Raw genomic sequence first — 26,049 nt, forward strand, 5'->3', positions numbered from 1 at the left:
GTTGTGTAACGTTCGGGTGCTGTGCGCAGGTCGGTCCGGCAATGACTACCGCGTCAACCTTCCATCCGATAGGTCCACCGCGCGTGGGCAATATATGAGCATACTGGAATGCAGCACACGACGATCAGCGTGGGCGCCCAGAGATGCTGTCGACCTACTAGCAGCGGCACGAGTGCTGAAACACCGAAGCCTGCGGAGGAGACGACGCAGAAGCGGGAAAAATTCGAGAACGTTGGCCTGCTCGAAAAACTCCAGAGTGTTTGTAGCAGGAACGAAACGACGTTGGCAAGGACAAATCCGGCGAGATTGGCAATTGCTGAATCTGCAACGAGCCGATTGAAAACCAGCCAGGCGACGCACAGATGCGTGCAGGTGGCGACGACGCCGGCTATGGCGAAGCGGATGATCCTGGGCATTTGGGGAACGCGCTAAAGTCTGGTTTCATCATTATCGCAGGTAGAGCGGAACCCAGGCGGTGCGTCATGGTAGTTCGCGGCGCGGTGCCGGTCATTGTAATGGAGCGTCCGTGCGCGGGGCGTGCGCAGGGAGGTTTCGTGCATTCGTCTACAATTGTCCGCTGAACGCGTACCCATTGTTTCGATCCCGCGCGTCGCAAGGAGACGACATGCTTGACCTATCCACGTTGGGGACCTTCGTTGTCGTCGTGCTCGGGCTCTTTCTGATTCCGGGCCCGGCCGTGCTGCTGGTTTTGACGCGCACCATGCACGGCGGACGCAAGGCCGGCATTCTGACCGGCCTCGGTATCGCAGCCGGCGATTTTGTACACACCCTGGGCGCCGCGGTTGGCCTCTCCGCGCTGCTGATGACGTCCGCGTTGGCCTTCAATGCGGTGAAATTCGTCGGTGCCGCGTATCTCGTCTATCTGGGCATTCGCGCGTTGCGCGAGAAGCAGGCGAGCGCGCATCTGCCGGTCGTCGCACCGCTGTCAGGTTCGAAAGCGTTCTTGCAGGCGATCCCCGCCGAAGTTTTAAACCCGAAGACCGCGCTGTTTTTCCTCGCGTTTCTACCGCAATTCGTGCGCCCAGAACATGGTTCGACGTTTCTGCAGTTCGCTACGCTCGGACTGATTTTCGTCGCCATGAGCGCGCTTTACACGACGCTGATCGCTTTGACGATGCGGCCGTTGGGCAAGCTCGTGAAGCGTTTGACGTGGTTGATGCGCTGGCAGAACAAAATTATCGGCGTGCTGTTTATTTCGCTCGGCCTGCGCGTCGCCGTGCAGACGCGCTGATTCATTCGAGCGCGAGGTCAGGACAACGCTTGCAGGATCAGCGACGAAACGACGGTGATGAAAAGACAGGTTGCGGTGAGCAGGTCGTACGGATAACTCATGGGGTGGCCGGCCAAGCGTGCAAAGCGAAAAGGGCCATCATAGGCAGAACCGTTGGATGCGACTGTTAGTCTTTGCAAGACGGCGATGCCGTGGCACGCGCGATTCACATCGCGCACGATTCAGGAGACAGCGATGAATGGCGACGCAAATTCGACCGCGCGCGCAATCGAGTTCTGGTTCGACTTCGGCAGCAACTACAGCTATCTGAGCATGATGCGTATCGAAGCGTTGGCGGCGGAGCGCAATGTGACGATCGTCTGGCGGCCGTTTCTGCTCGGCCCGGTATTTCGCCAGCTCGGTTTCGAGAACTCGCCGTTCGCACTGCAGAAAGAAAAAGGCGCGTACGTGTGGAAAGACATGGAGCGTCAATGCCGCAAATACGGCATTGCGCTCACACGTCCCGGCACGTTTCCGCGTGCGGCGCTTCTCGCGATGCGCGTCGCGGTGCTTGGTGCGAGTGAGCCGTGGATCGGTGCGTGGTGCCGCAAGGTCATTCAGCTGAATTTCGTCGACGACCGCGACATCGGTTCAATCGATGTCGTTAGCGAAGCGCTCGACTCTCTCGACCTACCCGCGCAGAGCGTGATCGACGCCGCGCAAAGCGACGCGAACAAGCTCCGCTTGCGCGAGCAGACCGAACTGGCCATGAACAGAGGCATCTTCGGTGCGCCGACGTTTTTTGTCGGCGGCGAGATGTTCTGGGGGAATGACAGGCTGGAGGATGCGTTGGACTACTGCGACGCGATCGCGGTCGCCATTGAACGTTGAATTCAGCGCTCAATCAGCCTGCTGACAGAAGCGCCGGCCCGGCACATGGGAGACCACGGCCTGGGCGATTTCGAGCGGAGTACTTTCGGCGGGAACGACGCGACGACTCGATTCGGGCGCATGCTTCATCGTCCATTCGACGAGCCGGTATGAACGGCCCCATGGCGGTTGCAGCGGATCGGAGACCTTGCAGGAATGAATCTGGCGAGTCCATTCATGGCCGGGCATCGCACGCAGGTGTTCGACTACCATTTCTTCAACCATGATTTACCTCCATCTTCTTACGCGCGTAACCGTTTTCGGTCGCGCTTCTGGCACCCCTCAAGAAAAAGCGCCGCCGATGTTCTGGCGGCTCAACAGGGGATGTACTACATACTTGCAGGGAACAATTAAGCGAAACTTAAGAACCGCAATCATTACGCAAACGGATCTCACTGCATGTAAGCGAGTGCAAGTGAATGCAAGCGAGAGCTGACAACAGTGGGCATTAACGCTCGCAGGCCGGCCGACACGTCGCGAGCCTGCCCTCAAGACGCCGGCGGATCGGCCGTTATCAGTAGAGTTGGGGCGTCGACCCCGCTTCGCCTTCAGGGCCGCCTTACTGATACCGTGACGAATCTCGCCCAAACGCCGCTTTCCGAGCGCCTTCGCTCGCTCGTCGACACCGTGCAGCACAACGAGCGCACGTTGCGCCGCTTCCAGAACGTCGAGTTGCGGTTGATCGGCGCGCAGGATTTCGGATCGTTTCTCGATACGTTGTTCAGCCATCTGCCGCGGGAGTTCTCGCTCGCGAACGTGGTGCTGTGGCTCGACGAGCGCGCGCCAATGCTGCTCGAACTGCTCGAGCCGGGCAACCTGCGCGCGCTCGATCATGCGCAGCTGAAGACGTCGCGCGAGGGCGGTCTCGTCGCGCAATCCTTGTGCGAAGACGATCGGCCGTGGCTCGGCCGCCCCGGCGAACTCGACGACGACACGCGCCGCGCGTTCTTCGGTGCCGCGCCAGCTCACGTGCCGGCCAGCGCGATCCTGCTGCCGCTCGCCGCGGGCACGAGGGTCAGCGGCTATCTATGCCTCGGCAGCGACGACCCCGCGCGCTTCGGCGCGGGCATGGCCACCGACATTCTGGAGCGCTTCGCGAGCATTGTCACCGCGAGTCTCGACAACGTCGCGCATCGCGAGCGGCTCAGGCAGCTCGGCATGACCGACTCGCTGACCGGCCTCGCGAATCGCCGCTATTTCGACGAACGGCTGCGCGAGGAGTTGATGCGCGCGGCCCGTTATCGCGCGCCGGTCGCATGTCTTTTCATCGATATCGACGGTTTCAAGCGCATCAACGATAGCCACGGCCATCAGACCGGCGACCGCGCGCTCGCGGCGGTGGCCGCCTGCGTGCGACAGCAGGTGCGGCTTGGCGACACCGTCGCGCGCTATGGCGGCGAGGAGTTCGCCGCGCTGCTGCAAGGCGATCGCAGCGACGCGTTGACCGTCGCGGAACGCGTGCGGCGTGCGGTCGAGAATCTCGACGTGCGCGACGAGCACGGCGAGCTCATTGCATTGACCGTGTCGATCGGCGTGGCCGGGCGCGTGGTCGCCGGCAGCCCGGCCGAGGCGATGTCGCTCGGTCAGGCGATGATGGACGAGGCCGATCGCGCGATGTATCAGGCCAAGCGCAACGGCCGCAATCGTATCGAGGCGCAGGTCGATGCGCTCGACGAGCAGGGCTGATCGACCGTAACTAACACTAACTACGCGTCACACTCCTGCCGCATCCGGCGGCACCCCGAGCAGCTGCAACGCGCCGCCCATCACGCCGCTGAACACAGGTCCAGCGACCGTGCCGCCATAGAACGCCTTGCCAGCCGGATCGTCGATCATCACGGCGACGATCAGGCGCGGATCGCTCATCGGCGCCATGCCGACGAACAGCGCGCGGTAGCGGTTCTTCGCGTAGCCCGCGCCGATCTGCTTGCGCGCGGTGCCGGTCTTGCCGCCGATGCGATAACCCGGCACGGTCGCGGCGCGTCCGGTGCCGCCGTCGCCCGTGGCCATTTCGAGCATGTTGCGGATCGCGCGCGCGGTGCCGGGCGTCGTGACCGATTCGCCGCGGTCGGCGAACGACGCGGGGTCGTCCGCGTCGAGCGGCTCGCACAGCAGGCTCACGCGCCTCAGCGCGCCGTCGCCCGCATAGGCGGTGTAGACCTGCGCGATTTGCAGCAGCGATACCGACAGCCCGTAGCCATACGCCATCGTGGCCTGTTCGATCGGGCGCCAGCGTTGATACGGCCGCAGCTTGCCGGCTGCCACGCCAGGGAAGGGCAGCTCGGGCTTCAGACCGAGCCCGTATTGCCGATACTTGGTCCAGATCGTCTCGGCCGGCAGATTCAGCGCGAGCTTTGCGAGCGCGATATTGCTCGACTTCTGCACCGCCTCGGCGACCGTCATCGCGCCGTGATTCGACGTGTCGTGAATCACGGCCGGGCCGATCCGATACCAGCCGGGCGCGGTATCGATGATGCTCTGCGGCCGCACCTTGCCTTCGTCGATCGACAGTGCGACGACCAGCGGCTTGATCGTCGAACCCGGTTCGAACGTGTCGATCACCGCGCGGTTGCGCAGCTGCCGGCCGGACAGGCGCGTGCGGTCGTTCGGATCGAAGCTCGGGTAGTTGGCGAGCGCGAGGATCTCGCCGTTGCGCGCATCGAGCACGACCACGCTGCCCGCTTCGGCGCGGTGCTGCGCGATCGCGGCTTTGAGTTGTGTGTATGCGAGTTGCTGGATGCGCCGGTCGATCGTCAGCTGGATCGTGGCGCCGTTGCGCGCGGGCACGAGCGGCCGCGTCTCCGAGATCACGCGGCCGAGCCGGTCGTGGATCACCTCGCGGTGGCCGGGCACGCCTTGCAACTGCGCATTGGCGGCGAGTTCGACGCCTTCCTGGCCGTTGTCCTCGATGTCGGTGAAGCCGACCACGTGCGCGGCCGACTCGCCCTCGGGATAAAAGCGTTTGGTGTCGGCGATCTGCGTGATCCCGGCGAGCCCGAGGCGCGACAGATGCCCGGCAGTGTCGGCATCGACCTGGCGCTTGAGCAGCACGAAGCTGCGCTCGCCGTTCAGACGCCGACGCAGGTCCGCGAGCGGCAGATCGAGCAGCTTTGCCAGCGGCGCGAACGCGCTTTCGTCGACGAGCTTCGGCGTGGCCCAGATTTCGTAGCTCGCGAGACTGACCGCGAGCATCGAACCATTGCGATCGACGATCCAGGCCGCGCGTCGCGTCGAGTTCGAGCAGGCGCTGATAGCGCTTCTGCCCTTGGTCGACGTAGAAGTCCTGATTCACGACCTGCACCCAGAACGCGCGGAGCGCGAGCGTCGCGAACGCGGCGAACACGAGCAGCACGACGAACTTCGAGCGCCACGCGGGTAGTCGCGCATCGAGCAGCGGGTTCTTCGCGGCTAAGGCATAGGGATCGGGCGACGGCGGTTTTTTCTGGCGGATCATGGTGGCGGGCAGCGGACCTCACGTACTTTCGATTGAACGAGGCCGCCAAAGCCACGAGGCCTGGCGGCAAGGACTGTCGCCGGGCCGATTGTAAATAAAACGTAATTTAAATGCGAGGAGTGTGAAAGGAGGTGCGTTCGAGCTGGAGCAAAGGCGAGCCGAGCCGAAGCTTGATAACGAAAAGCCGCGCGGACTTGCAAAATCCGCGCGGCTGATTCGTTCGATTGATGCGTCGACTCCGACGCGGCGTGTTGAATAGGCGCTTCCTGCCTGTGGGGCGCCTTCTTTTTTCGCGCCCGTTGCGGGCGCGGCGGGGCAAGCTCAAGCCGGCAACGCGAAACTCGCGATCGCGTCGCGCAACACGCCGACCTGGTCCTTCAGCGAATGCGCGGCGGCCGCGGCCTGTTCGACCAGTGCCGCATTCTGCTGCGTGACCTGATCCATCTCGCCGACCGCGCGATTGACCTGTTCGATGCCCGCGCTCTGCTCGCGCGACGCGTGGCTGATTTCTTCGAGGATCTCGTTGACCCGCCGCACCGACTGCACGATCTCGCCCATCGTCGCGCCGGCGTTGGCGACCAGTGACGCGCCGGTCTCGACGGTATCGGTCGAGGTTTCGATCAGTGCCTTGATCTCCTTGGCGGCCGTCGCCGAGCGCTGCGCGAGGCTGCGCACTTCGGCCGCGACCACCGCGAAGCCACGACCCTGTTCGCCGGCGCGAGCCGCCTCGACGGCGGCATTCAGCGCGAGGATATTGGTTTGGAACGCGATGCCGTCGATCACGCCGATGATGTCGCCGATCTGCCGCGAGCTCGCGGTGATCTCGCCCATCGTGCGCACCACGTCGTCGACCACGCGGCTGCCGCGCGTCGCGACGTTCGCTGCGTCGCTCGCGAGTTGCGCGGCCTGGGTCGCGCTGTCCGCGTTCTGCTTCACGTTCACCGTCATCTGATCCATGCTCGACGCGGTTTGCACGAGCGCCGCCGCCTGCTCCTCGGTGCGCTGCGACAGGTCGGTGTTGCCCGCCGCGATTTCGTTCGCGCCGACGTTGATGTTCTCGGTGCCCTGGCGCACGCGCGAGACCGTGTCGACGAGTCCCGCCTGCATCGTGCGCAGCGCATGCAGCAGGCTGCTGTTGTCGTGCGGCTCGATCGGCACCGGCGTCGCGAGGTTGCCTTGCGCCATCAACCGTGCGTGCTCGACGGCCACTTCGAGTTCGCCGCCGAGCGAGCGGCGGATGCTGCGCAGCACGACCAGCATCACGACCGTAGAGAGCGCACCGAGCGTGACGGTGATCGCGAGCCAGCGCAGCAGGTTGCGGTAGAACGCGCTTTGCACGTCGTCCATGTACATGCCGGTCACGAGGTACCAGTCCCACGGCGCGAAGTGCATCGAGTAGCTGGTCTTCGCGACGGGCTGCTCGCTGCCGGGCTTGGCCCACAAATAATCGACGAAGCCGCCGCCGTCGTGATTGCCCGAGTTGACGATATCGACGAACAGATGATTGCCGGCCGGATCGGTGAACTGCGCGAGGTTCTTGCCGATCAGTTCGGGCTTGATCGGATGCATCAGCATGACCGGCTGCGAGTCGTTGATCGACAAATAGCCGTCCTTGCCGTAGCGCATCGCGCCGAGCGTCGCGAGCGCCTGCTTTTTCGCGTCGTCCTCGGACAGCGCATGCTGCTGGGCAAGCGAGTAGTAATGGCCGACGACGTGGTTTGCCTCTTCGATCAACGAGCGCAATTGCTCGCGTCGGTCCGAGATCATCGATGCGCGGTTGTGCCACGCGCCGAACGCGCCGATCAGGATCAGGCCGACCCACAGAACGGCGATCATGGACGCCAGTTTTCGGTTCAGAGTCATAGCGATGGGAATAGGCGTTTTGGCCAGTAGGATCCATTGAATTGCGGTCGGATGCCGCTCGCTGTGTTTACGGCACGAAATGGCGTTGATCGAGGCAGGGAAAACCCGCTGTTCGACATCGCCATTCGTCCGATTAATAGGTGGATTTATTGAATGTTTTAGCGGCGTTCATGCGCGCAATTCGAAAGGGCTTTTGTGCATTACTCGCGAATGTGAATTAACCGGCGATTATCGGTAAATCGCAGCGATTGAAAAATGCGGGAGAAAATCGACATGAAAAATGCCGGCGCTGGTCTGCGTAGAACCTGCTGAGCCCAATCCAGGAAGGCTCGCACCAACATCCCACAAAACGCCAATTAAATCCAAAAGTCCCGTTAAATGGTCACGCATGCAAAAAACAACACATTTTCCCACTTAAGCGCAACCACGAAAGATCGTTGAGACCTTCAAGGACTCGTCATAAAAAATTCCGCTATAGTCGCCCTTTTTCCGATTGCCAGCCTGGCATAGAAGAACGCCAACAAGCCCGCCACCAGGAGTCCCGAAGAATGAATGCACGCGAACCCGCTTTCGTTGCCCAGTCCCGCAGCGCGCGCCTGCGCCAGATGCTCGTCAGCAGCGAACTCGAATTCATGATGGAGGCGCATAACGGCCTGTCCGCGCGCATCGTTCGCGAAGCTGGGTTCAAGGCGATCTGGGGCTCTGGCCTCGCGATCTCCGCGCAGTTCGGCGTGCGCGACAACAACGAGGCGAGCTGGACGCAGGTGGTTGATACGCTCGAATTCATGGCCGACGCGGGCGATCTGCCGATCCTGCTCGACGGCGACACCGGCTACGGCAACTTCAACAACGTGCGCCGCCTCGTGCGCAAGCTCGAACAGCGCGGCATCGCCGGCGTGTGCATCGAGGACAAGCAGTTTCCGAAGACCAACAGCTTCATCAACGGCGAGGCGCAGCCGCTTGCCGATATCGACGAATTCTGCGGCAAGATCAAGGCGGGCAAGGACTCGCAGAACGACGAGCATTTCTCGATCGTCGCGCGCGTCGAGGCGCTGATCGCGGGCTGGGGCATGGACGAAGCGCTGCGCCGCGCGCAAGCGTACGCCCAAGCTGGTGCCGATGCGATCCTGATTCACAGCAAGCTGTCGCGCCCCGACGAGATTCTCGAATTCGCGCGCGAATGGGCCGGGCGCGCGCCGCTCGTGATCGTGCCGACCAAGTACTACGGCACGCCAACCGAGGTGTTCCGCGAAGCGGGCATCAGCACCGTGATCTGGGCGAACCATCTGATCCGCGCGGCGACCTCGGCGATGCAGGCCGTCGCGAAGGAAATCCATTCGAGCGAGACGCTCGTCAACGTCGAGGACAGCATCGCGGCCGTCAACGAAATCTTCCGTTTGCAGGACGCCGACGAATATTCGGAAGCCGAAGACCGCTATCTGTCGAGCGGCCGCGCGGCCGGCTCGGCCGTGGTGCTCGCCGCGAGCCGCGGCAAAGGCCTTGAAGCGGTGACCGGGGACCGTCCGAAGGTGATGCTGCCGATCGCCGGCAAACCGCTGCTGCGCTGGCTCGTCGATGCGTTCAAGAAGCAAGGCGTCAACGACATCACCGTGGTCGGCGGCTATCGCGCCGACGCGATCGATACCGCGGGCATCCGCCTCGTGGTCAACGAGCAGCACGCGCAGACCGGCGAGCTTGCCTCGCTCGCGTGCGCACTCGACCACCTGACCGGCGACACGGTCATTTCGTACGGCGACCTGCTGTTTCGCAGCTACATCCTGCGTGATCTGGTGGATAGCGAGGCCGCGTTCAGCGTGGTCGTCGATTCGTCGCTAACCGATGCGGAGAACGCGAGCGTGCGCGATTTCGCGTGGTGCTCGGCCGCCGACGACCGCGGTCTGTTCGGCAATAAGATCGTGCTGCGGCATGTCGCGAGCGGGCGGGAGCAGTCGTCGGCGGCGGGCGCCGCCCCAGTGCCGCATGGCCGCTGGGTGGGTCTGCTGAACGTGCGCGGCGCGGGTCGCGAGCGCCTGCGGGCGGTCATGCGCGAGTTGCGGACGCGCGACGATTTCGCGTCGCTCGACATGCCCGCGCTGCTGAACGCGTTGATCGAAGCGGGCGAGTCGATCGAGGTGCAATACGTGCACGGCCACTGGCGCGGCGTCAACGATCTCGACGATTTCCGCCGCGCGGGCGACTTCGCGCACGCGCAGGCGCCGTTCGCGACGGCCGTCGGCGGCGGGGCGACGGCGAACGCTGCACACGGAGGCGCGCAATGATCGAAGCAGCACAGTTCGTCGAGGCGGCCCGCGAGCGCGGTTTCGACTGGTATGCGGGCGTGCCGTGCTCGTATCTGACGCCGTTCATCAACTACGTGCTGCAGGACGAATCGCTGCACTACGTGTCGGCGGCCAACGAGGGCGACGCGGTCGCGCTGATCGCCGGCGTTACGCTCGGCGCGAAAAACGGCCGGCGCGGCGTCACGATGATGCAGAACTCCGGGCTCGGCAACGCGGTCAGCCCGCTGACGTCGCTGACGTGGACCTTCCGCTTGCCGCAACTGCTGATCGTCACGTGGCGCGGCCAGCCCGGCGTTGCCGACGAGCCGCAGCACGCGCTGATGGGCCCGATCACGCCGGCGATGCTCGACACGATGGAAATTCCGTGGGAGACGTTCCCGACCGAGACCGACGCGATCGGTCCGGCGCTCGATCGCGCGATCGCGCACATGGACGCAACCGGCCGTCCGTACGCGCTCGTGATGCAGAAGGGCAGCGTTGCGCCGTATGAACTGAGGGACGGCGGCGCGCCCAGGCGGCGCACGCCGGTCGAGCCTCGCGCGCGGTTCCGCGACATCGCCGCGAACGAACTCGCGACGCGCCACGACGCGCTGCAAAAGGTGATCGCGCATACGCCGCTCGACTCGACGGTGGTGCTCGCGTCGACCGGCTTTTGCGGCCGCGAACTCTATGCGATCGACGATCGCGCGAACCAGCTATACATGGTCGGCTCGATGGGCTGCGTGACGCCGTTCGCGCTCGGCCTCGCGCTCGCGCGCCCCGATCTGCGCGTGGTCGCGCTCGACGGCGATGGCGCCGCACTGATGCGCATGGGCGTGTTCGCGACGCTCGGCGCGTACGGCCCGTCGAACCTCGTGCATGTGCTGCTCGATAACGGCGCGCACGACTCGACCGGCGGCCAGGCGACGGTATCGTCGCAGGTGTCGTTCGCGGGCGTGGCGGCCGCGTGCGGTTACGCGTCGGCGCTCGAGAGCGACGATCCTGCGATCATCGACGAGCTGTTCGCGGCGCCGCCGCTCGACGGGCCGCGCTTCGCGCGCCTGACGATCCGCCGCGGCACGCCCGACGGCCTGCCGCGCCCGACCATTACGCCGCCCGATGTGAAGACGCGCCTGATGCGCCACATCGGCGCGATCTGAACCCAACGCCAACAGGAGCGCCCATGCTGCTGCTCAACCCCGGCCCGGTGACGCTCACCGAACGTGTCCGCAACAGCCTGTTGCAGACGGATCTGTGCCATCGCGAGAGCGAGTTTTTCGATCTCCAGGAAGAGGCGCGCACGCGTCTCGTCGACGTGTACGGGCTCGACCCGAACGAATGGCAGGCAGTACTGATGACCGGCTCCGGCACGGCCGCCGTCGAAAGCATGACGGCCGCGCTGGTGCCGCACAACGGCAAACTGCTGGTCGTCGAAAACGGTGTGTACGGCGAGCGTATCGCGCAGATCGCCGCGCAATACGGCATCGCGCACGAAGCGCTGAAGCACGACTGGATGGACGCGCCCGATCTGGCGAAGATCGCCGAACGGCTCGACGCCGACAAGTCGTTCACGCACGTCGCGGTGATTCATCACGAAACGACCACGGGGCGCCTGAACGACATCGCGGCGCTCGGCGCCTTGTGTCGCGAGCGCGGCCTGCGTCTGCTGGTGGACGGTGTCAGCAGCTTCGGCGCCGAAACGATCGATTTCGCGGACGCGAGCCTCGACGCGCTCGCCGCGACCGCCAACAAGTGCCTGCATGGCGTGCCGGGCGCGTCGTTCGTGCTGGTGCGGCGCGCGGCGCTCGCCCGCGCGGCGAGCCGCACGTACTACCTCGATCTCGCGCGGCTCGCGCGTTTGCAGGATCAGCGCAATACGCCGTTTACGCCGTCGGTGCACGCGTATTACGCGCTGGTCGAGGCGCTGCGCGAGCTCGCCGACGAAGGCGGCTGGCGCGCGCGTCACGCGCGCTATGCGGCGCTTGCCGAGCAGGTGCGCGCTGGGCTGGCGGCGCGCGGCATCGACAGTGTGTTGCCGACCGGGCAGTCGTCGGTGGTGTTGCACGCGTACCGCTTGCCCAACGGTATCGCGTATCCGCACCTGCACGACGCGCTGAAGGCGCGCGGCTTCGTGATCTATGCGGGGCAGGGCGGGCTGTCGGCGGAGCTGTTCCGCATCTCGACGATGGGCAACGTTCACGCGGCCGATATCGACCGCCTGCTGCAGGGCTTCAGCGACTTGATGTGCTGACGCTGCGCCGAGCGGCGCGCCGCGACCGAGCCGCTCGCGGCTCCTTTACACCGGATCCTTGTCCGGCGGCCCGTCAGGCCGCTGCGGCTCCTCGACATGATGCCCCGGCGACGGCGGCACGAGCGGGTCGGCGTCCGGGTCGCGGTTCGGATCGGCGTTCGGGTCGGGAATCGGGCTGGTGTGCATGTCGTAGCTCATTGCGTCACCCTGCGGTTGAAATGCGCGGGTCCGGCGGAAGCGGCTTTATACCGCCGATGTGTGCCGCCGCGTCGGCTATCTGTCTTCAAGCGTAGGCGCTCGCCGCGCTTCCTGCTCGCTCCTTTTTGCTATTTCTTCGCGCGTTTACGGCCGACGCTGAGCTGCCAGTAGCGCTCGGTCGCGAACACGTCGTCGTAGTTGCCGGCGCCGAACGCCCGCAACTGGCTCGCGTACGCGTTGACCGCTTCGCGTTTCAGATGCGCGCGGCGCTGCACGTCGATCGTGTGGCCCGCGCTCGGCGTTGCCGGCGTCGCGACGATGCCGCGCTGCGCGAGATCGGCGAGCCGCGCCTGCACCGCGCCCGGCGTGAGCCGGTGAATCGCTTCCTCGTAACCGAACCAGTCCAGATGCGTGAGCCGCGGCAGGATCTCGCAGCACGCTTCGAATACCCGCGCGTGATCGTCGTGATGCAGGCCAAGCGGCATCAGCAGCGTGTTCGCGGTCGTGCGGTAAATCGTTTCCTCCAGCGCCGCGGCCATCTGGCTGATCGACGGCGAGTCGGCGTACTGGCTGTCGCGAAACGGCATGCGCAGCGGGATCGCGTCGAGCACTTCGAGCGCGCGGTTGTCTTCGATCGTGCGTTCGCGGACCGCTTCATGGGCGTTCGCGAAGCCCGCTTTTTCGTCCCACTCCGTGTGCATGTCGTGTTCGGGCGGCGCGGCGAACACGGTGCAGACGGCGGCGTCGGGGTGGGCGGCGAGCAAGGCGCCGCAACTGAAGACGGCGTCGTCGAAATGGGGCGAGACGATGAAAAGGCGTGGAGTGGTTTCGCTCATGGGCTTGCGTGTGGGGATTCGAGGCGGGACGGATGAGGCATCGAGGCTGCCGGTCGTCAAGGCGCCGCGTGCGCAAAAAACGTGACGTCACCTCAGCTTAGGCGCAATCGGCGCGGCTTGCGCGCGAAACTTGCCGGCCGCAAAGCGCGTGCCTGAAAGACCGCGAATCGAACTCTCGATCCGTCCATCCAGTGACGGTCGTGGCTTTCCGGCTCGTCGCGCGCCGCCGTCAGGGGCCCTTGAAGCGCACGTTTTTTGGGTACTTTGCGAATTCTCCGAACACGAGTCCTTATAGCGACGCTCGCTCCAGAAACTTTCTGATCTCGAGAGAGTAGGCGCCAGGGTGCGAAAACCTGAACATGTGACCGGTGCGCGGCATGACGACTTCCTGCGAACCCTTGATGCCGTTCAGCAGGACCCCCGCGGTTTCTTTGCCGATCAGCTTGTCTTCCTCGGGAGTCAGGATCAGCGTGGGGACGTCGATCTTCTTCAGCAAGGCCGTATAGTCCGTCTTCTCGATCGAGCGGATGCGATTGACGTAGGCCTTATGCAACGTCTCCCTGATAAGGAAGTCGCGGCTCTTTCTGGTTGACCAGGGTATCTCTCCCTGGATCAGCAAAGGCAGTACGCAGCCTCGATAAGGCGTGACTGGTGGCGGACTGGGACAAATGCAGTCGTCCGGCGGCGCGGCCGACGTGCCTTTCGGTCCAAAGTGCCTCAAGTACAACCAGAGATTGAGATCGAAACGCGTCAGATCCAGGGGCTTCATGCCGTATCAGTGTTCCTTTCCTTGTCCGGCAAGATTCTCGATTTCGACCGGCTGCGGGCAGCGAGTCTCGGCGAGGCTGATGTTGGCGGCTAGAGCGTGCGCAAATCGTCCTGCGTGTCCACGTCGCGCAGAATGCCGGGATCGTCGACATCGATGCGCGTCAGCGCGTGTGACGTGAGCAGCGCTTTCGCGCCGGTGTCGCCGTCCAGCGCGAGTAGCGCGTCGCGATGCTTGCTGCCGAAGCCGACCGGATGGCCGCGCTGGCCGTCGTAGAACGGCGCGACGAGCGGCGCGCCGTTGTCGAGCGCGCGGGCTACCGCTTCGATCGTCGGAACCGCAATGCGCGGCATATCGGCGAGCGCGACGATCCAGCCCTCGGCGTCATCGCTCGCTTCGATACCGGCGGCGAGGCTCGCGCCCATGCCGCGCTCGGCGCTCGCCGCAAACACGACATCGCAGCCGGCATCGTTCAGCGCGCGGGCGAGCGCGTCGGAGCCCGGCCGCACGACAGCGAGCACCCGCGTCACGACCCGCAGCAGCCGATGCGCGGCTTCATGCGCAACCGGCGTGCCGTCGGGCATACGTGCGAGCAGTTTGTTGTGCAGCCCGTGCGGATCGAAGCGCGAGCCGAGACCGGCGGCGAGCAACACACCAGTGGCGAGCGAGGCGTAGGCCATCGGCGGATACCGGTAGACAGGAATGCCCCCGATTGTGCGATGCAACGGGGTGCGAAGCAAGCGGCAAGGCACGCCCGATGCAAGCCGCCCGCCGCTTTCGCTTTCACTCCAATTCCGGCACTGCCGCCGGTTCAGGTCCGCACCACCTTGTCCAGGGTGATCGGCAGATCGCGCACCCGCACGCCGGTCGCGTTGTACACCGCGTTCGCGACCGCGGCCACCACGGCCGTGATGCCGATCTCGCCGATACCGCGCACGCCGAGCGAGTTGATATAAGGATCGGGCCGGTCGATGAAGGTGATGTCGAGCGTGCCGATATCGGCATTCACCGGCACGTGATACTCGGCGAGGTTCGCGTTCGTGAAGCGTCCGAAGCGCGCATCGAGCGTGCTTTCCTCCTGCAGCGCCGCGCCGATGCCCCATACGATGCCGCCCATCATCTGGCTGCGCGCGGTCTTCTGGTTCAGCACGCGGCCGACGTCGTACACCGCGACCACGCGCGGCACGCGGATCGTGCCGAGTTCGGCATCGACGTGGACCTCGACGAACACCGCGCCGAACGAGTGGAACGAGTACTTCTGCTTCTCGTCGCCGGGCTTCACGGTCGCGTTCGCCTCGATCGGCTTGCCGCCCGCGCGCGCGATGATCGCCGCGGCCGGATCGCGTTTGCCCGGTTGCGAGCGGCTCACGACCCAGCCGCTTGCGACGGTGACGTCATCGAGCGGCAGGCCATGCACGGGCGATGCCGCATCGGCAAGCGCCAGCGCGATCAGTTGGCTGCGCGCCTGGCTCGCCGCGTCGCGCACCGCGGGCGACACGCTGGCCGCCGACTGCGAGCCGCCCGACACCGGCGCGCGCGGCAGCGACGAATCGCCGAGCGCGAAGTGGATCTGCTCGGGCGTGAAGCCGAGCGCATCGGCGGCGACCTGGGTCATCACCGTGTAGGTGCCGGTGCCGATGTCCTGCGTGCCCGATGCGACCACCGCGGTGCCGTCCGGCAGAATCTGCGCAAGCGCCGACGCCTCGCTGCGGTTGGCCGGATAGGTCGCGGTCGCCATGCCCATGCCAATCAGCGTGTTGCCGTCGCGCCTCGAACGTGGCGCGTGCGGGCGGCGCGACCAGCCGAACTTCTCGGCGCCGATCTGATAGCACTCGCGCAGCGACTTGCCCGACCACGGCTTGTGCTCCTGCGGATCGCTGTCCGCGTAGTTCTTCAGGCGCAGCGCGAGCGGGTCCATCTTCAGCGCGACGGCGAGTTCGTCCATCGCCGATTCGAGCGCGAACGAGCCGGTGGTTTCTCCGGGTGCGCGCATGAAGGTCGGCGTGCCGACATTGAGTTGCACGAGCCGGTGCGTCGTTATCTGGTTGGGCACCGCGTACAGCATGCGCGTGACCATGCAGCAGGTCTCGGTCCAGTCTTCGATCATCGACGTGTTCGAGATGCTGTCGTGACGCATCGCGGTCAGCGTGCCGTCATGCCGCGCGGCGATCACGAAGTGCTGCTCGGTGCGCGGCCGCGCGCCGACCGGGCCGAACATCTGCGGGCGTTCGAGGGCGAGCCGCACGGGCCGCCCGGTTTGCCGCGCGGCCATCGCGCACAGCGACACGTGCGACCACGACGAGCCCTTGCAACCGAAGCCGCCGCCGATCAGCGGCGAGATCACGCGCACGTCGGACACAGGGATGGCGAACGTCTTCGCGAGCACCTGCGCGGCGCCGCTCACGCCCTGCGTCGAGTCGTAGACCGTCAACTGCGGGCCGTCCCATTGCGCCATCGTTGCGTGGGGCTCCATCGGGTTGTGGTGCTCGATCGGCGTCGTATAGGTCGCTTCGATATGCACGTCGCCGTTTTGCATGCCGTCCTCGAAGCTGCCGCGCTGCGTGTCGGTCTGGCGGCCCTGCGGCTTGTCCGGCGCATGCGCGTGCGCCTTCGCCTGCTCGAAGTCGAGCGCCGCGGCGCCCGGCTGATAGGCGATGCGCAGCTGGCGAGCGGCATCGGCCGCATGTTCGAGCGTATCGGCGACGACCACCGCGACCGGCTCGTTGCTGTAGTGCACTTCGTTATCCTGCAGAAGCGACAGATGGCGGCCGGCCGGCGGCGCGAGCGCGGGTCGGCCGCCATTCGGCAGGCGCGGCGCGTTCTGGTAGGTCATCACGAGCAGCACGCCGGGCACGGCCTCGGCGCGGCTCGCATCGATCGACGCGATCGTGCCGGCCGCGATCGTGCTCGTCACGAGCACCGCATGCGCGAGGCGCGCCCCGGGGAATTCGGCTGCATAACGCGCGTCGCCGGTCACCTTCAGCAGTCCGTCGACGCGATCGAGCGGTTGTCCGATCAGATTCATGCGACACCTCCCGCATTGCCGGCTGCCTGATTGACCGCACGCACGATCGCGCGCTGCGCGAGCTGCACCTTGAACGCGTTGTCGTGGCGCGGCTGCGCACCGCTCAACGCGGCCGCGGCGGCGTTCTTCAGCGTGGCCTGGCTGAGCGGCTGGCCGCTCAGCATCTGCTCGGCCACGTTCGCGCGCCATGGTTTGTGCGCGACGCCGCCGAGCGCGATGCGCGCGCTCTGAACACGCTCGCCGTCCATCTGCAACGCGGCCGCGACCGATACGAGCGCGAACGCGTAGCTGGCGCGGTCACGCACCTTCAGATAGTGCGAATGCGCGCTGAACAGCGGCGGCGGCAGATCGACCGCGGTGATCAGCTCGCCGGGCTGCAAGGTGGTATCGACATCGGGGCGGTCGCCCGGCAGCCGATGGAAATCGGCGAACGCGATCGTGCGCTCGCCGCTGGGGCCGCTCACGCGCACCAGCGCATCGAGCGCGGCCAGCGCGACGCTCATATCCGACGGGTTGACCGCAATGCATTGCGGGCTCGCGCCGAGGATCGCATGCGCGCGGTTATGGCCGTCGAGCGCCGCGCAGCCGCTGCCGGGCAGGCGCTTGTTGCACTGCGTGAACGCGGTGTCATAGAAGTAGCCGCAGCGGGTGCGTTGCAGCAGATTGCCGCCGACCGTCGCCATGTTGCGCAACTGCGCCGAGGCGCCCGCGAGCAGCGCTTGCGACAGCAGCGGGTACTGCTCGCGCACCAGCGCGTGATTGGCCGCGTCGCTGTTGCGCACCAGCGCGCCGATGCGGATGCCGCCGCCGGGCAGCGTCGTCACCGAGTCGAGGCCGCCGATGTGCGTGATATCGATGAGCCGCACCGGCCGCGCGACGCCGCCCTTCATCAGATCGAGCAGATTCGTGCCGCCGCCGACGAATACCGCGCCCGGCTGTTGCGCGGCGCGCACCGCGCTGGCGACGTCGCCGGCGCGTTCGTAGGAGATCGCATCCATGTCGGTCTCCGTCAGGCGTTGTCGTGCGCGGCGCGGACCGCGGCGACGATGTTCACGTACGCCCCGCAGCGGCAGATGTTGCCGCTCATGCGTTCGCGGATTTCGTCGTCGGTGAGCGCGGCGGGACGCGCGCGCACGTCGGCGGTCACGGTGCTCGCCGTGCCGTTGCGGAATTCGCCGAGCAGGGCGGTCGCCGAGCACAACTGCCCGGGCGTACAGTAGCCGCACTGGAACGCATCGTGTTCGATGAACGCGGCCTGCACCGGACTCAACGCGCCGTTGCTCGCGAGTCCTTCGACGGTCGTGATGTTCTCGCCTTCATGCATGACCGCGAGCGTCAGACACGAGTTGATGCGGCGGCCGTCGGCGAGCACCGTGCAGGCGCCGCATTGACCGCGGTCGCAGCCTTTCTTCGTGCCCATCAGTCCCGCGTATTCGCGCAATGCGTCGAGCAACGTCACGCGCGGTTCGAGTTGCAGCGTGTACGCGCGGCCGTTGACGGTCAACGTGACGGGGCGCGGCGGCACCACGGGGTTGCTTGGCGGCGCGGGTGAGGCGGGCGCCGGCGCTTGCGTTTGCGCGCGCAGATGGGGCGCCGCACCGATCGTCGCGGCGGCCGCCGCCGATTGCAGGAAGCGGCGTCGTGACAGTTGGGAAGGCGTGGCGGTGGGCTCGGCGGTGGACTCTGATGCGGGGGCGTCCCCGCAATGCTGACATTCTCCAGGCGTGGTCATGACGACTGTTGACTCCACTGAAAGGTCAATGCAGGCTGACGACGCGTCGATGTCCAACGCATCGCGTTGAAACAAAACTATTGCGCAGCAATTTGAATGCCGTTGCAGCTAACACGGTATTAAAAACTCGCTGCAAGCGCAAAGCCGATCTGCGCAATAAAGGCAGGCCAATATGCGCAATGACCGCGATGGAGCCCGGTTGGAGCCGCGCAAACACGGGCAAAAGTTGCACGTTGCAACGGGAAAAATGCGAAATCGACCTCCGGGCTCAGCGCGCCCGGCAGGCTGCCAGGATGCCTCGCAGCAAATCGATCGGCGGCGGCGGACATCCGGGGATCGTTACGTCGACCGGCAAGATCGACGAAACAGGGCCGCACACCGCGTAACTGTCGGCAAAAATGCCGCCCGTGCACGCGCATTCGCCTGCGGCAACGACGAGTTTCGGGGCGGGTGTCGCGTCGTACGCGGCGAGCATGGCCGCTCGCATATTCAGCGTCACCGGCCCGGTCACGAGCAGCAGGTCGGCATGCCGCGGACTCGCGACGAATTTGATTCCAAGTCCTTCGATGTTGTAGTACGGGTTGTTCAGCGCGTGGATCTCCAGTTCGCAACCGTTGCATGAACCCGCGTCGATCTGCCGGATGCACAGCGCCCGCCCGAGCAGATCGAGAATATCGTCGCGAATGCGTCGCTCCTCGTGATGCCACGCGTGTTCCGCCGTCGGTACGGGTTCGCCGGGAAAATCGGTGCGCGCGAATTGCCGGATCAGTTGCCACATCAGAGATCGTGCCCCGCGTAGTTCAGGTTGAACGACTTGTTGATCAGGGGGAAATCGGGAACGATGTTGCCGATGATCGCGTGCTCGAGCGCCGGCCAGTTCTGCCACGACGGATCGTGGCAATGGCATCGGGTGATGACGTCGCCGGGGGCGAGATCGAGGGCGACGAATACGTCCCCCCGCCAACCTTCCACCCAGCCTATGCCTTGCGCGGGCGCCGTTGCGGGCGTCGTGGCGACGACCACCGGACCATCCGGAAGATTGGACAGCAGCGTGCGGATCAGGCGCAGGGATTCATCGATTTCGGCGAAGCGCACCGCGACGCGCGCGGCAACGTCGCCGCGCGCGTCACTGACCGCATTGACTGCTATGTCGTCATACGGAGCAGGCCGCAAGTTGGCGCGAACGTCGAAGGTTCGACCGCTGGCGCGGGCGGCCATGCCACGCACGCCAAAATGCTCGACGACAGCGAGGGTCAATCGGCCCGTGCCGAGGAATCGATCCTGCAGCCCGGACTGGTCATCGTAGACTTTGCGCATGACGTGGACCTCGCGTTCGATGCGTTCGCATTGCTCCGCCAGCACCGCCGCGTCGTCGGGGCGAACGTCGATCGATACGCCACCCGGCACGATCCGATCCATCAGGTACCGATGTCCGAATGTACGGGCGTTCATCCGTATCCAGTCCTCCTTGAGCCGCGAGAACTGCGCGAGTCCGAAGCCGAACCCGGCGTCGTTGCCGAGCGCGCCGAGGTCGCCGAGGTGGTTGGCCACGCGCTCGCGTTCCAGCAGAAGCGCACGCAGATACAGTGCGCGCTTCGACAGTATCGTGCCGCTGGCTTGCTCGAGCGCCATGCAAAAGGCCCACGAGAACGCGACGGTCGAGTCGCCCGCAATCCTGGCGGCAACCCGATGACCGCGCGATGCAGGAGTACGTTCGAACAGACGCTCGACGCCACGGTGGACATAGCCGAGACGTTCTTCAAGGCGCAACACCTTCTCGCCGACGACCGAGAACCGGAAATGCCCCGGTTCGATGATGCCGGCATGAATCGGCCCGACAGCGATCTCGTGTACGCCATCGCCCGCAACCTGCACGAATGGATAGTCCGCTTCGCTCGAATCAAAGTCTTCGACACCCGTCGCCTGCCGTTGCAGCGGGAAATAATCTTCGGGCCAGTTGCCGTGATTGAGCCACGGCCGCGTGTCCTGGGCGCCACGCGCCCGCAGGCCGAGCAGATCGAAGATCGCCCGTTGCATGCGAGTGGCGCACGGGAAAACGGTGGCGAGATCGGGATAGTCTCCATCAGCATCCTGCTTACGCTCGATCGCGAGGCGTACCCACAATATGCCGTCATCGCATTCGTACGCGGCATTCACCGAGAAACCGTCTTCGGCTGCTTCGCTGCCCCACATTGCAACGAGGCGCCGCTGCTCGGATCTCGCGGTTCGCGCCAGCTCGAGCCACACTGATTCATCGGCGCTCACCACATGCGCTGGAATCTGGCCCGCACGGTGCGTGAGGCGGATGGCGGCAATTTGCATCGATTCGAGTCGCATCCGTCACCCCGACAACATCGTTGCGGCCTGGCGATACCACGTCGCCAGGTAGGGTGGCACATAAAGCCCAAGCATCAGCCCCAAACCCAGATGCACGAATACCGGCAGCGGCGCGGGGCGATGCTCGAGCGGTTTGGCCGTCGTCGTTTCACCGAACACCATTTGCTGAACGCGCGCGAAGATCGCCGCGAATGCGACGGCGAGGCCGAGCAGCAACAACGGCGCCGTCCACGGTATCGTGTTCATCGCGGTCGTCAGGATCAGGAATTCGCTTGCAAACACACCGAACGGCGGCAGGCCGAGAATCGCGAGCGCGCCGAGCAGCATGCCCCAGCCGACCGTCGGGCTGACCTGCAGCAGCCCGCGAATGCCTTCGATCGCCTGCGTACCGGCCTTCTGCGTCGCGTGGCCAACCGCAAAGAAGATTGCCGACTTGACGAGGGAATGGACGGTCATGTGCAGCAGACCGGCGAACGTCGCGACCGGGCCGCCGAGGCCGAACGCGAACGTCATCAATCCCATATGCTCGATCGACGAATACGAGAACAGCCGCTTGACGTCCTTCTGCCGAAACAGCGAGAACGAGGCGACCAGCACCGACACGAGCCCGAACCCGACCAGCAATCGCCCCGGCAGGCCGTTGCCAAGCGCACCGTCCGCCAGCACCTTGCAGCGCAGCACTGCGTACAGCGCGACGTTCAGCAGCAGCCCGGACAGCACCGCTGAAATTGGTGTCGGGCCTTCGGCGTGCGCGTCCGGCAGCCAGTTGTGCATTGGCACGAGTCCGACTTTCGTGCCGTAGCCGACCAGCAGGAACACGAAGGCGATCGACACGATCGACGGGTCGAGGTGCGTCTTGACGGCGACAAGGCTCGTCCACAGCAGCGCATCGCCGTCGGTCAGTTGCCGGCTCGCGGCGAGGTACAGCAGGATCGTGCCGAACAATGCCTGCGCGATGCCGACACCGCACAGGATGAAGTACTTCCAGGCGGCTTCGAGGCTCGCGGCGGTCCGATAGACGCTGACGAGCAGCACGGTCGCGAGCGTGGCGCCTTCCATCGCGACCCACAGCACGCCAAGGTTATTGGTCAGCAGCGCGAGCAGCATCGCGAACATGAACAACTGGTACATGCTGTGATAGAGGCGCATGCGCGTCGCCGTCATCCGGCCGCGCGCCTCTTCGACCTGCATGTACGGCCGCGAGAACAGCGACGTCGTCCAGCCGACGAACGCAGTCAGCGCGACGAGGTACACGTTGAGGGGATCGACGAAGAATGCGCGTTCGAACGCGAACGACGGTCCATGTTCGACGGTACGCGCGGCGAGCACGAGCGTCGCCGCGAACGTCACGGCGCTGAAGCCGGCGTTCAGGTTGCGCGCGACATGAGCGGGTCGCACGGCCGCAAGAGAGGCGGCCGCCACGAGCGGAATGCCGAGCACGGCGAGCACGACGTGGGCGTCATTCATCTTTGAGTGTCTCGAGGTGACGGATGTCCAGGCTGTCGAACTGCTCGCGAATCTGGAACATGAACACGCCCAGAATCAGAATCCCGACCAGCACGTCGAGTCCGATACCGAGTTCCACGATCATCGGCATGCCATTGGTGGCGGCCGTTGCGGCGAAGAACAGCCCGTTCTCCATCGACAGGAAGCCGATCACCTGGGGAATCGCCTTCGCGCGCGTGATCATCGCCATGAACGACAGCAGCACGCACGCAAGCGCGATCCCGAGCGTGCCGCGCGCGGCCGACGTCGCGAGCTGGCTGATCGGCGACGCGACGTTGAACGCGACGATCACGAGCACGATGCCGATCAGCAGCGTCGTCGGAATGTTGATGAGCGGCTCGACGTCGGCCTGAATGTCGAGCTTGCGCACGAGGCGATACAGGAGCCACGGAATCACGCCGACCTTCAGCACGAGCGTCAGTCCGGCCGACACGTACAGATGCGCATCACCGGTCACGAAACCGAGGATCAGGTTGGCCAGAACGAGCGCGACACCCTGTAGCGTATAGAGGTGGATCAGCGACAGGATCCGACGCTGACTCAGCATCGCGAACGACAGCATCAGCAGCACGGCCGCGAGGAAATTGATCAGTTGCGTCGCGTAGGTGTGCATTCATGCTCCCAGTAGCAGGTGAACGAGCATGCCGATCACCGCGAGCAGGAAGGCGGTCGCGAGGAACTCCGGGACCCGGAAAATCCGCATCTTCGCGTTGGCGGTCTCGACCACGGCCAGCGCGGCGCCGCCCGCCATCAGCTTGACGAAGAGTGCCGGCACCGCGAGCAGCAGCGCGAGCGGATTACCCGCCGCGGCGATCCCCCACGGCATGAACAGCGCAATGCCGATGCACGAGTAGGCGAACAGTTTGAGGCTGGCCGCCCATTCCATCAGCGCGAGGTGCCGCCCCGAATATTCGAGGATCAGCGCCTCGTGGATCATCGTCAGCTCGAGGTGGGTGGTCGGGTTGTCGACGGGCAGCCGCGCATTCTCGGCGAGCGACACCAGCGTGAACGCTATGCCGGCGAACGCCAGGCTCGGATAGATCGTCAGCTCGCTGTGTCCGAGCGTCGCGACGATGCTCGTGAGCAGGGTCGACTGCGTGATCAGCGAGGCCGACAGCAGCACCATCAGCAAGGCCGGTTCCGCCAGGAAACCGACCAGCATCTCGCGGCGCGCGCCGAGCGTGCCGAACGCCGTGCCGATATCCATCGCCGCGAGCGACAGCGCGACGCGCGCGAACGCAAACAGGCCGACGAGCGCGATCGCATCCGCGGCGGGAGACAGCGGCAATTCGGTCGACAGCGTCGGCACGATTGCACAGGCGAGCGTCATCGCCGCCCACACGACATAGGGTGCGCCACGGAACACCGGACTCGCGCCATAAGCGACGACTGATTCCTTGTTGAACAGCTTGTGCAGCATCCGGTACGGTTGCCAGATGCTGGGCGCGCGCCGGTTCTGCAGCCACGCGCGGCACTGGTCGACCCAGCCCGTGAGCAGTGGCGCCGCGGCAAGCGCCAGGACGATCTCGAGGGTTTGCGATAGCACGCCGGATAGGGTCACCATCGTCTCACCAGCATCAGGAGCACGATCAGCACGGCGAAGCTGTAGGTCAGGTACACGGCAATCTTGCCCGTCTGCAGCCGCCCCGCCCATTCCGCCGCGCGTTGCGTGAGTGCCGCGATACGGTCGTAGAGAATCGACCACGTGCGGTCAGCGACCGAGACCCGGTAAGCCGGCTGTGCGTCGAACGGCGTCGGCAGTTGCCGCTCGATGCGCAGCAGCGGCGCGAAGATCTCCCGGATCGGTTGCCCGAAGCCTTCCGCCGTATCCTGCATCCGCGCAGTCGTAAACGGGAAGCCGCAACTCCACGGCGCGGCCCGTCGCAGCCGACCGTGGTAGAAGCGCCGTACCAGCACCCACGCAAGGCCGCAGCAGGCGACGAAAAACAGCATGAACACGACGGGCATGTAACTCGCCCGCGCGGTCGACACCGGCACGAAGATCAGCCAGCCATGATTTTCCGCGCCGATCCCGGCACCGACGAGCACGCGCGTGACCCGGTCCAGCACCTTGACGAACTGCGTAGGCATCAGTCCGAGCAGTACACCGACCACCGCGAACCAGCAGAACGCGAGCCGTTCCCAGGTATTCGCGTCGTGTGCGCGACTCAGTTTCGCTTCTCTCGGCTGCCCGAGGAAGACGATGCCGTAGAACTTGACCATCGTGTAACTGGCGAGAGCTGCCGTCATCGCGACGAGCGCGGCCGCAATCGGCACCGTCATCGCCAGCACGGAATTCTGCAGACCCGGCGTGAACAGGAAGCTTTGCAGCAGAAGCCACTCCGCGACGAAACCACTCATCGGAGGCAAGCCAGCGCTGGCTGCGACGCCAGTGAGCACGGCCCAGGCGGTCCACGGCATGACACGGATCAGGCCGCCGAGCTTGCCGAGATTGCGCTCCCCGGTGGCGTGCAGCACGGCGCCGGTGCCGAGGAACAGCAGGCTCTTGAAGGCCGCATGCGCGACGATCTGGTAGAGCATCGCGCTCAGCGCAAGCGCGGACAGGGCCGTCATCCCGTACGCGCGAAACAGCACCGCGAGACCGAGCGCGACGATCATCAGGCCGACGTTGTCGATCGACGAATACGCGAGCAGGCGCTTCATATCGACCTGGATCGTACTGAACACCACGCCGAGCAGCGCGGTGCCGATACCCAGCACGAGCAGCAGCACGCCCCACCAGGCGAACTGCACGTGCAGCAGGTCGAACACGGTCCGGATCAGGCCATACAGGCCTACCTTCAGGACGAATCCACTGAGCAGCGCCGATACGGGGGACGGCGCCGCGGGATGGGCGTCCGGCAGCCACACGTGCAACGGGAACACGCCCGCCTTGGCACCGAATCCAACCAGCGCGAACAGGAACGCGAGCGATGCCCACAACGCGTCGGGCGACTGCGCGCGCAGATTGGCAAACGTGTAGTCACCGGTGCGCGCCTGCAGGATGCCGAAGCAAAGCAGCAGCGCGAGCGCGCCGACGTGGGAGATCAGGAAATACAGGTAACCTGCGCGGCGGATCTCGCCGATCCGATGGTTGGTCATCACGAGGAACGTCGCGGACAGCGTCAGCGTTTCCCAGGCGACCATGAACACATACGCATCGTCGGCGATGAGCACGAGCGCGATGCTCGCGATGCAAACGTGGTATTCGAAGCAGATGAGTCCCGGCGCGGACCCTTCGCCCTTACGGAAATAACCGGCGGAGAAGGCGCCGATCCCCGCGCTGACGACACCAAGCACGAACAGGAAATAGCCGGATAGCCCATCGACGCGCAGATGGAACGGCAACCCGGGCAGTCCGATCGGCAGCACCGCGGTGGTCGGTTCGGAGAAGATGCCGGCGAGTCCCGCCGCGCCCAGCAGCAGCCCTCCCAGCGCGCCGAGCGGAAACAGCCCGTGTGCAACGAATCGCGTGCGATGCAGAACTCCGAGACCCAGCGTGCCGGTCGCAAGCCAGGCGGCCGCGACCAGCAGGACGAAATGGACGACCGTGAAGGGTGCCATCCGGAATGTCTCCAGTACGCTCGGATTGGGACGAGGAGCATGGAATGAGCTCCCGCTTGCCGGGCTCACTCGAACTG

22 protein-coding genes and 2 pseudogenes are annotated in these 26,049 nt (G+C 65.3%); 6 read left to right on the plus strand and 18 right to left on the minus strand.

Annotated elements, in window-relative coordinates; all coding sequences use genetic code 11:
* Window positions 1–53 precede the first annotated feature (53 nt).
* The gene (locus tag OKW28_RS12700; RefSeq protein ID WP_429445955.1) at window positions 54–416 is read right to left on the minus strand and encodes a GtrA family protein; all 363 of its coding nucleotides are present in this window, start codon (window positions 414–416) and stop codon (window positions 54–56) included.
* A gap of 209 nt (window positions 417–625) precedes the next feature.
* Between OKW28_RS12700 and OKW28_RS12705 the strand changes: the two genes are divergently transcribed.
* Both OKW28_RS12705 and OKW28_RS12710 read left to right on the plus strand, forming a co-directional pair.
* Window positions 626–1,252 (plus strand): LysE family translocator, encoded by a 627-nt coding sequence (locus OKW28_RS12705; protein WP_429445958.1) that lies wholly within the window; start codon window positions 626–628, stop codon window positions 1,250–1,252.
* Window positions 1,253–1,486: 234 nt separating this feature from the next.
* Complete coding sequence (locus OKW28_RS12710) at window positions 1,487–2,122, plus strand: 2-hydroxychromene-2-carboxylate isomerase (protein ID WP_429445960.1); 636 nt, start codon at window positions 1,487–1,489, stop codon at window positions 2,120–2,122.
* 9 nt (window positions 2,123–2,131) lie between these two features.
* Here OKW28_RS12710 and OKW28_RS12715 read toward each other — a convergent pair whose 3' ends face one another.
* Window positions 2,132–2,386: a DUF2866 domain-containing protein gene (locus OKW28_RS12715; RefSeq protein ID WP_018424737.1), complete on the minus strand. Its 255-nt coding sequence runs from the start codon at window positions 2,384–2,386 to the stop codon at window positions 2,132–2,134.
* A gap of 345 nt (window positions 2,387–2,731) precedes the next feature.
* On the opposite strand from OKW28_RS12715, the gene OKW28_RS12720 reads away from it, so the two are divergent.
* Entirely contained in the window at window positions 2,732–3,847 is a 1,116-nt protein-coding gene (locus tag OKW28_RS12720; protein ID WP_429445962.1) for a diguanylate cyclase, read from the plus strand.
* 27 nt (window positions 3,848–3,874) lie between these two features.
* Here the strand turns inward: OKW28_RS12720 and OKW28_RS12725 are convergent.
* Both OKW28_RS12725 and OKW28_RS12730 read right to left on the minus strand, forming a co-directional pair.
* A pseudogene (locus OKW28_RS12725) lies at window positions 3,875–5,615 on the minus strand (peptidoglycan D,D-transpeptidase FtsI family protein).
* A gap of 321 nt (window positions 5,616–5,936) precedes the next feature.
* On the minus strand, window positions 5,937–7,478 hold the full coding sequence (locus OKW28_RS12730; RefSeq protein ID WP_429445964.1) for a methyl-accepting chemotaxis protein: 1,542 nt from the start codon (window positions 7,476–7,478) through the stop codon (window positions 5,937–5,939).
* Between the two features lie 548 nt (window positions 7,479–8,026).
* Between OKW28_RS12730 and aepX the strand changes: the two genes are divergently transcribed.
* Genes aepX through OKW28_RS12745 form a run of 3 tightly spaced genes read left to right on the plus strand, consistent with a single transcriptional unit; the run spans window position 8,027 to window position 12,008 of the window.
* Window positions 8,027–9,757 (plus strand): phosphoenolpyruvate mutase, encoded by a 1,731-nt coding sequence (aepX, locus tag OKW28_RS12735; protein ID WP_429445966.1) that lies wholly within the window; start codon window positions 8,027–8,029, stop codon window positions 9,755–9,757.
* Window positions 9,754–10,917 carry a phosphonopyruvate decarboxylase gene (aepY, locus tag OKW28_RS12740; RefSeq protein WP_429445968.1) on the plus strand — a complete coding sequence of 388 codons (1,164 nt, stop codon included), beginning with the start codon at window positions 9,754–9,756 and terminating at the stop codon, window positions 10,915–10,917. The genes aepX and aepY overlap by 4 nt, the downstream gene beginning before the upstream one ends.
* 23 nt (window positions 10,918–10,940) lie before the next feature.
* Window positions 10,941–12,008, plus strand: a complete 1,068-nt coding sequence (locus tag OKW28_RS12745; RefSeq protein WP_429445970.1) for a 2-aminoethylphosphonate aminotransferase — start codon at window positions 10,941–10,943, stop codon at window positions 12,006–12,008.
* 45 nt (window positions 12,009–12,053) lie between these two features.
* Here the strand turns inward: OKW28_RS12745 and OKW28_RS12750 are convergent, their stop codons facing one another.
* The 14 genes and pseudogenes from OKW28_RS12750 to hyfB form a co-directional block, all read right to left on the minus strand.
* A complete protein-coding gene (locus OKW28_RS12750) occupies window positions 12,054–12,206 on the minus strand; it encodes a hypothetical protein (RefSeq protein WP_429445972.1) in 153 nt (50 codons plus the stop codon).
* Between the two features lie 128 nt (window positions 12,207–12,334).
* Window positions 12,335–13,042 carry a PIG-L deacetylase family protein gene (locus OKW28_RS12755; RefSeq protein WP_429445974.1) on the minus strand — a complete coding sequence of 236 codons (708 nt, stop codon included), beginning with the start codon at window positions 13,040–13,042 and terminating at the stop codon, window positions 12,335–12,337.
* A gap of 289 nt (window positions 13,043–13,331) precedes the next feature.
* On the minus strand, window positions 13,332–13,595 hold the full coding sequence (locus OKW28_RS12760; RefSeq protein WP_429445976.1) for an alpha/beta fold hydrolase: 264 nt from the start codon (window positions 13,593–13,595) through the stop codon (window positions 13,332–13,334).
* A gap of 55 nt (window positions 13,596–13,650) precedes the next feature.
* A pseudogene (locus tag OKW28_RS12765) lies at window positions 13,651–13,811 on the minus strand (LysR family transcriptional regulator); the annotation flags it as partial.
* A gap of 89 nt (window positions 13,812–13,900) precedes the next feature.
* Window positions 13,901–14,488 carry a nucleotidyltransferase family protein gene (locus OKW28_RS12770; protein WP_429445978.1) on the minus strand — a complete coding sequence of 196 codons (588 nt, stop codon included), beginning with the start codon at window positions 14,486–14,488 and terminating at the stop codon, window positions 13,901–13,903.
* A 131-nt stretch (window positions 14,489–14,619) separates the two neighbouring features.
* Window positions 14,620–16,833, minus strand: a complete 2,214-nt coding sequence (locus OKW28_RS12775; protein WP_429445980.1) for a xanthine dehydrogenase family protein molybdopterin-binding subunit — start codon at window positions 16,831–16,833, stop codon at window positions 14,620–14,622.
* The gene (locus tag OKW28_RS12780) at window positions 16,830–17,831 is read right to left on the minus strand and encodes an FAD binding domain-containing protein (protein WP_429445982.1); all 1,002 of its coding nucleotides are present in this window, start codon (window positions 17,829–17,831) and stop codon (window positions 16,830–16,832) included. Before OKW28_RS12780 ends, OKW28_RS12775 begins: the two co-directional genes overlap by 4 nt.
* A gap of 11 nt (window positions 17,832–17,842) precedes the next feature.
* On the minus strand, window positions 17,843–18,565 hold the full coding sequence (locus OKW28_RS12785; RefSeq protein WP_429445984.1) for a (2Fe-2S)-binding protein: 723 nt from the start codon (window positions 18,563–18,565) through the stop codon (window positions 17,843–17,845).
* Window positions 18,566–18,833: 268 nt separating this feature from the next.
* Window positions 18,834–19,343, minus strand: coding sequence for an NADH-quinone oxidoreductase subunit B family protein (locus OKW28_RS12790; protein ID WP_429445986.1), 510 nt, complete (start codon window positions 19,341–19,343; stop codon window positions 18,834–18,836).
* Window positions 19,343–20,902 carry an NADH-quinone oxidoreductase subunit C gene (locus OKW28_RS12795; RefSeq protein WP_429445987.1) on the minus strand — a complete coding sequence of 520 codons (1,560 nt, stop codon included), beginning with the start codon at window positions 20,900–20,902 and terminating at the stop codon, window positions 19,343–19,345. Before OKW28_RS12795 ends, OKW28_RS12790 begins: the two co-directional genes overlap by 1 nt.
* Before the next feature lie 3 nt (window positions 20,903–20,905).
* Complete coding sequence (locus OKW28_RS12800) at window positions 20,906–22,369, minus strand: hydrogenase 4 subunit F (RefSeq protein ID WP_429445989.1); 1,464 nt, start codon at window positions 22,367–22,369, stop codon at window positions 20,906–20,908.
* On the minus strand, window positions 22,362–23,021 hold the full coding sequence (locus tag OKW28_RS12805) for a formate hydrogenlyase (RefSeq protein ID WP_184010569.1): 660 nt from the start codon (window positions 23,019–23,021) through the stop codon (window positions 22,362–22,364). The genes OKW28_RS12800 and OKW28_RS12805 overlap by 8 nt, the downstream gene beginning before the upstream one ends.
* A complete protein-coding gene (locus OKW28_RS12810; RefSeq protein ID WP_429445992.1) occupies window positions 23,022–23,972 on the minus strand; it encodes a respiratory chain complex I subunit 1 family protein in 951 nt (316 codons plus the stop codon).
* A complete protein-coding gene (gene hyfB, locus OKW28_RS12815; RefSeq protein WP_429445994.1) occupies window positions 23,966–25,972 on the minus strand; it encodes a hydrogenase 4 subunit B in 2,007 nt (668 codons plus the stop codon). The genes OKW28_RS12810 and hyfB overlap by 7 nt, the downstream gene beginning before the upstream one ends.
* Window positions 25,973–26,049: the final 77 nt, after the last annotated feature.

This window comes from Paraburkholderia sp. 40, assembly GCF_050434105.1.
GTDB classification, from domain to species: Bacteria; Pseudomonadota; Gammaproteobacteria; order Burkholderiales; family Burkholderiaceae; genus Paraburkholderia; species Paraburkholderia tuberum.

What these genes read in the sequence shown, in the direction of transcription:
- OKW28_RS12730 (WP_429445964.1), bottom strand. Translation starts at nt 7,478, where the DNA reads ATGACTCTGAACCGAAAACTGGCGTCCATGATCGCCGTTCTGTGGGTC.
- aepY (WP_429445968.1), top strand. Translation starts at nt 9,754, where the DNA reads ATGATCGAAGCAGCACAGTTCGTCGAGGCGGCCCGCGAGCGCGGTTTC.
- OKW28_RS12795 (WP_429445987.1), bottom strand. Translation starts at nt 20,902, where the DNA reads ATGCGACTCGAATCGATGCAAATTGCCGCCATCCGCCTCACGCACCGT.
- OKW28_RS12770 (WP_429445978.1), bottom strand. Translation starts at nt 14,488, where the DNA reads ATGGCCTACGCCTCGCTCGCCACTGGTGTGTTGCTCGCCGCCGGTCTC.
- OKW28_RS12810 (WP_429445992.1), bottom strand. Translation starts at nt 23,972, where the DNA reads ATGGTGACCCTATCCGGCGTGCTATCGCAAACCCTCGAGATCGTCCTG.
- hyfB (WP_429445994.1), bottom strand. Translation starts at nt 25,972, where the DNA reads ATGGCACCCTTCACGGTCGTCCATTTCGTCCTGCTGGTCGCGGCCGCC.
- aepX (WP_429445966.1), top strand. Translation starts at nt 8,027, where the DNA reads ATGAATGCACGCGAACCCGCTTTCGTTGCCCAGTCCCGCAGCGCGCGC.
- OKW28_RS12710 (WP_429445960.1), top strand. Translation starts at nt 1,487, where the DNA reads ATGAATGGCGACGCAAATTCGACCGCGCGCGCAATCGAGTTCTGGTTC.
- OKW28_RS12805 (WP_184010569.1), bottom strand. Translation starts at nt 23,021, where the DNA reads ATGCACACCTACGCGACGCAACTGATCAATTTCCTCGCGGCCGTGCTG.
- OKW28_RS12705 (WP_429445958.1), top strand. Translation starts at nt 626, where the DNA reads ATGCTTGACCTATCCACGTTGGGGACCTTCGTTGTCGTCGTGCTCGGG.
- OKW28_RS12775 (WP_429445980.1), bottom strand. Translation starts at nt 16,833, where the DNA reads ATGAATCTGATCGGACAACCGCTCGATCGCGTCGACGGACTGCTGAAG.
- OKW28_RS12780 (WP_429445982.1), bottom strand. Translation starts at nt 17,831, where the DNA reads ATGGATGCGATCTCCTACGAACGCGCCGGCGACGTCGCCAGCGCGGTG.
- OKW28_RS12745 (WP_429445970.1), top strand. Translation starts at nt 10,941, where the DNA reads ATGCTGCTGCTCAACCCCGGCCCGGTGACGCTCACCGAACGTGTCCGC.
- OKW28_RS12755 (WP_429445974.1), bottom strand. Translation starts at nt 13,042, where the DNA reads ATGAGCGAAACCACTCCACGCCTTTTCATCGTCTCGCCCCATTTCGAC.
- OKW28_RS12715 (WP_018424737.1), bottom strand. Translation starts at nt 2,386, where the DNA reads ATGGTTGAAGAAATGGTAGTCGAACACCTGCGTGCGATGCCCGGCCAT.
- OKW28_RS12790 (WP_429445986.1), bottom strand. Translation starts at nt 19,343, where the DNA reads ATGTGGCAACTGATCCGGCAATTCGCGCGCACCGATTTTCCCGGCGAA.
- OKW28_RS12700 (WP_429445955.1), bottom strand. Translation starts at nt 416, where the DNA reads ATGCCCAGGATCATCCGCTTCGCCATAGCCGGCGTCGTCGCCACCTGC.
- OKW28_RS12800 (WP_429445989.1), bottom strand. Translation starts at nt 22,369, where the DNA reads ATGAATGACGCCCACGTCGTGCTCGCCGTGCTCGGCATTCCGCTCGTG.
- OKW28_RS12750 (WP_429445972.1), bottom strand. Translation starts at nt 12,206, where the DNA reads ATGAGCTACGACATGCACACCAGCCCGATTCCCGACCCGAACGCCGAT.
- OKW28_RS12785 (WP_429445984.1), bottom strand. Translation starts at nt 18,565, where the DNA reads ATGACCACGCCTGGAGAATGTCAGCATTGCGGGGACGCCCCCGCATCA.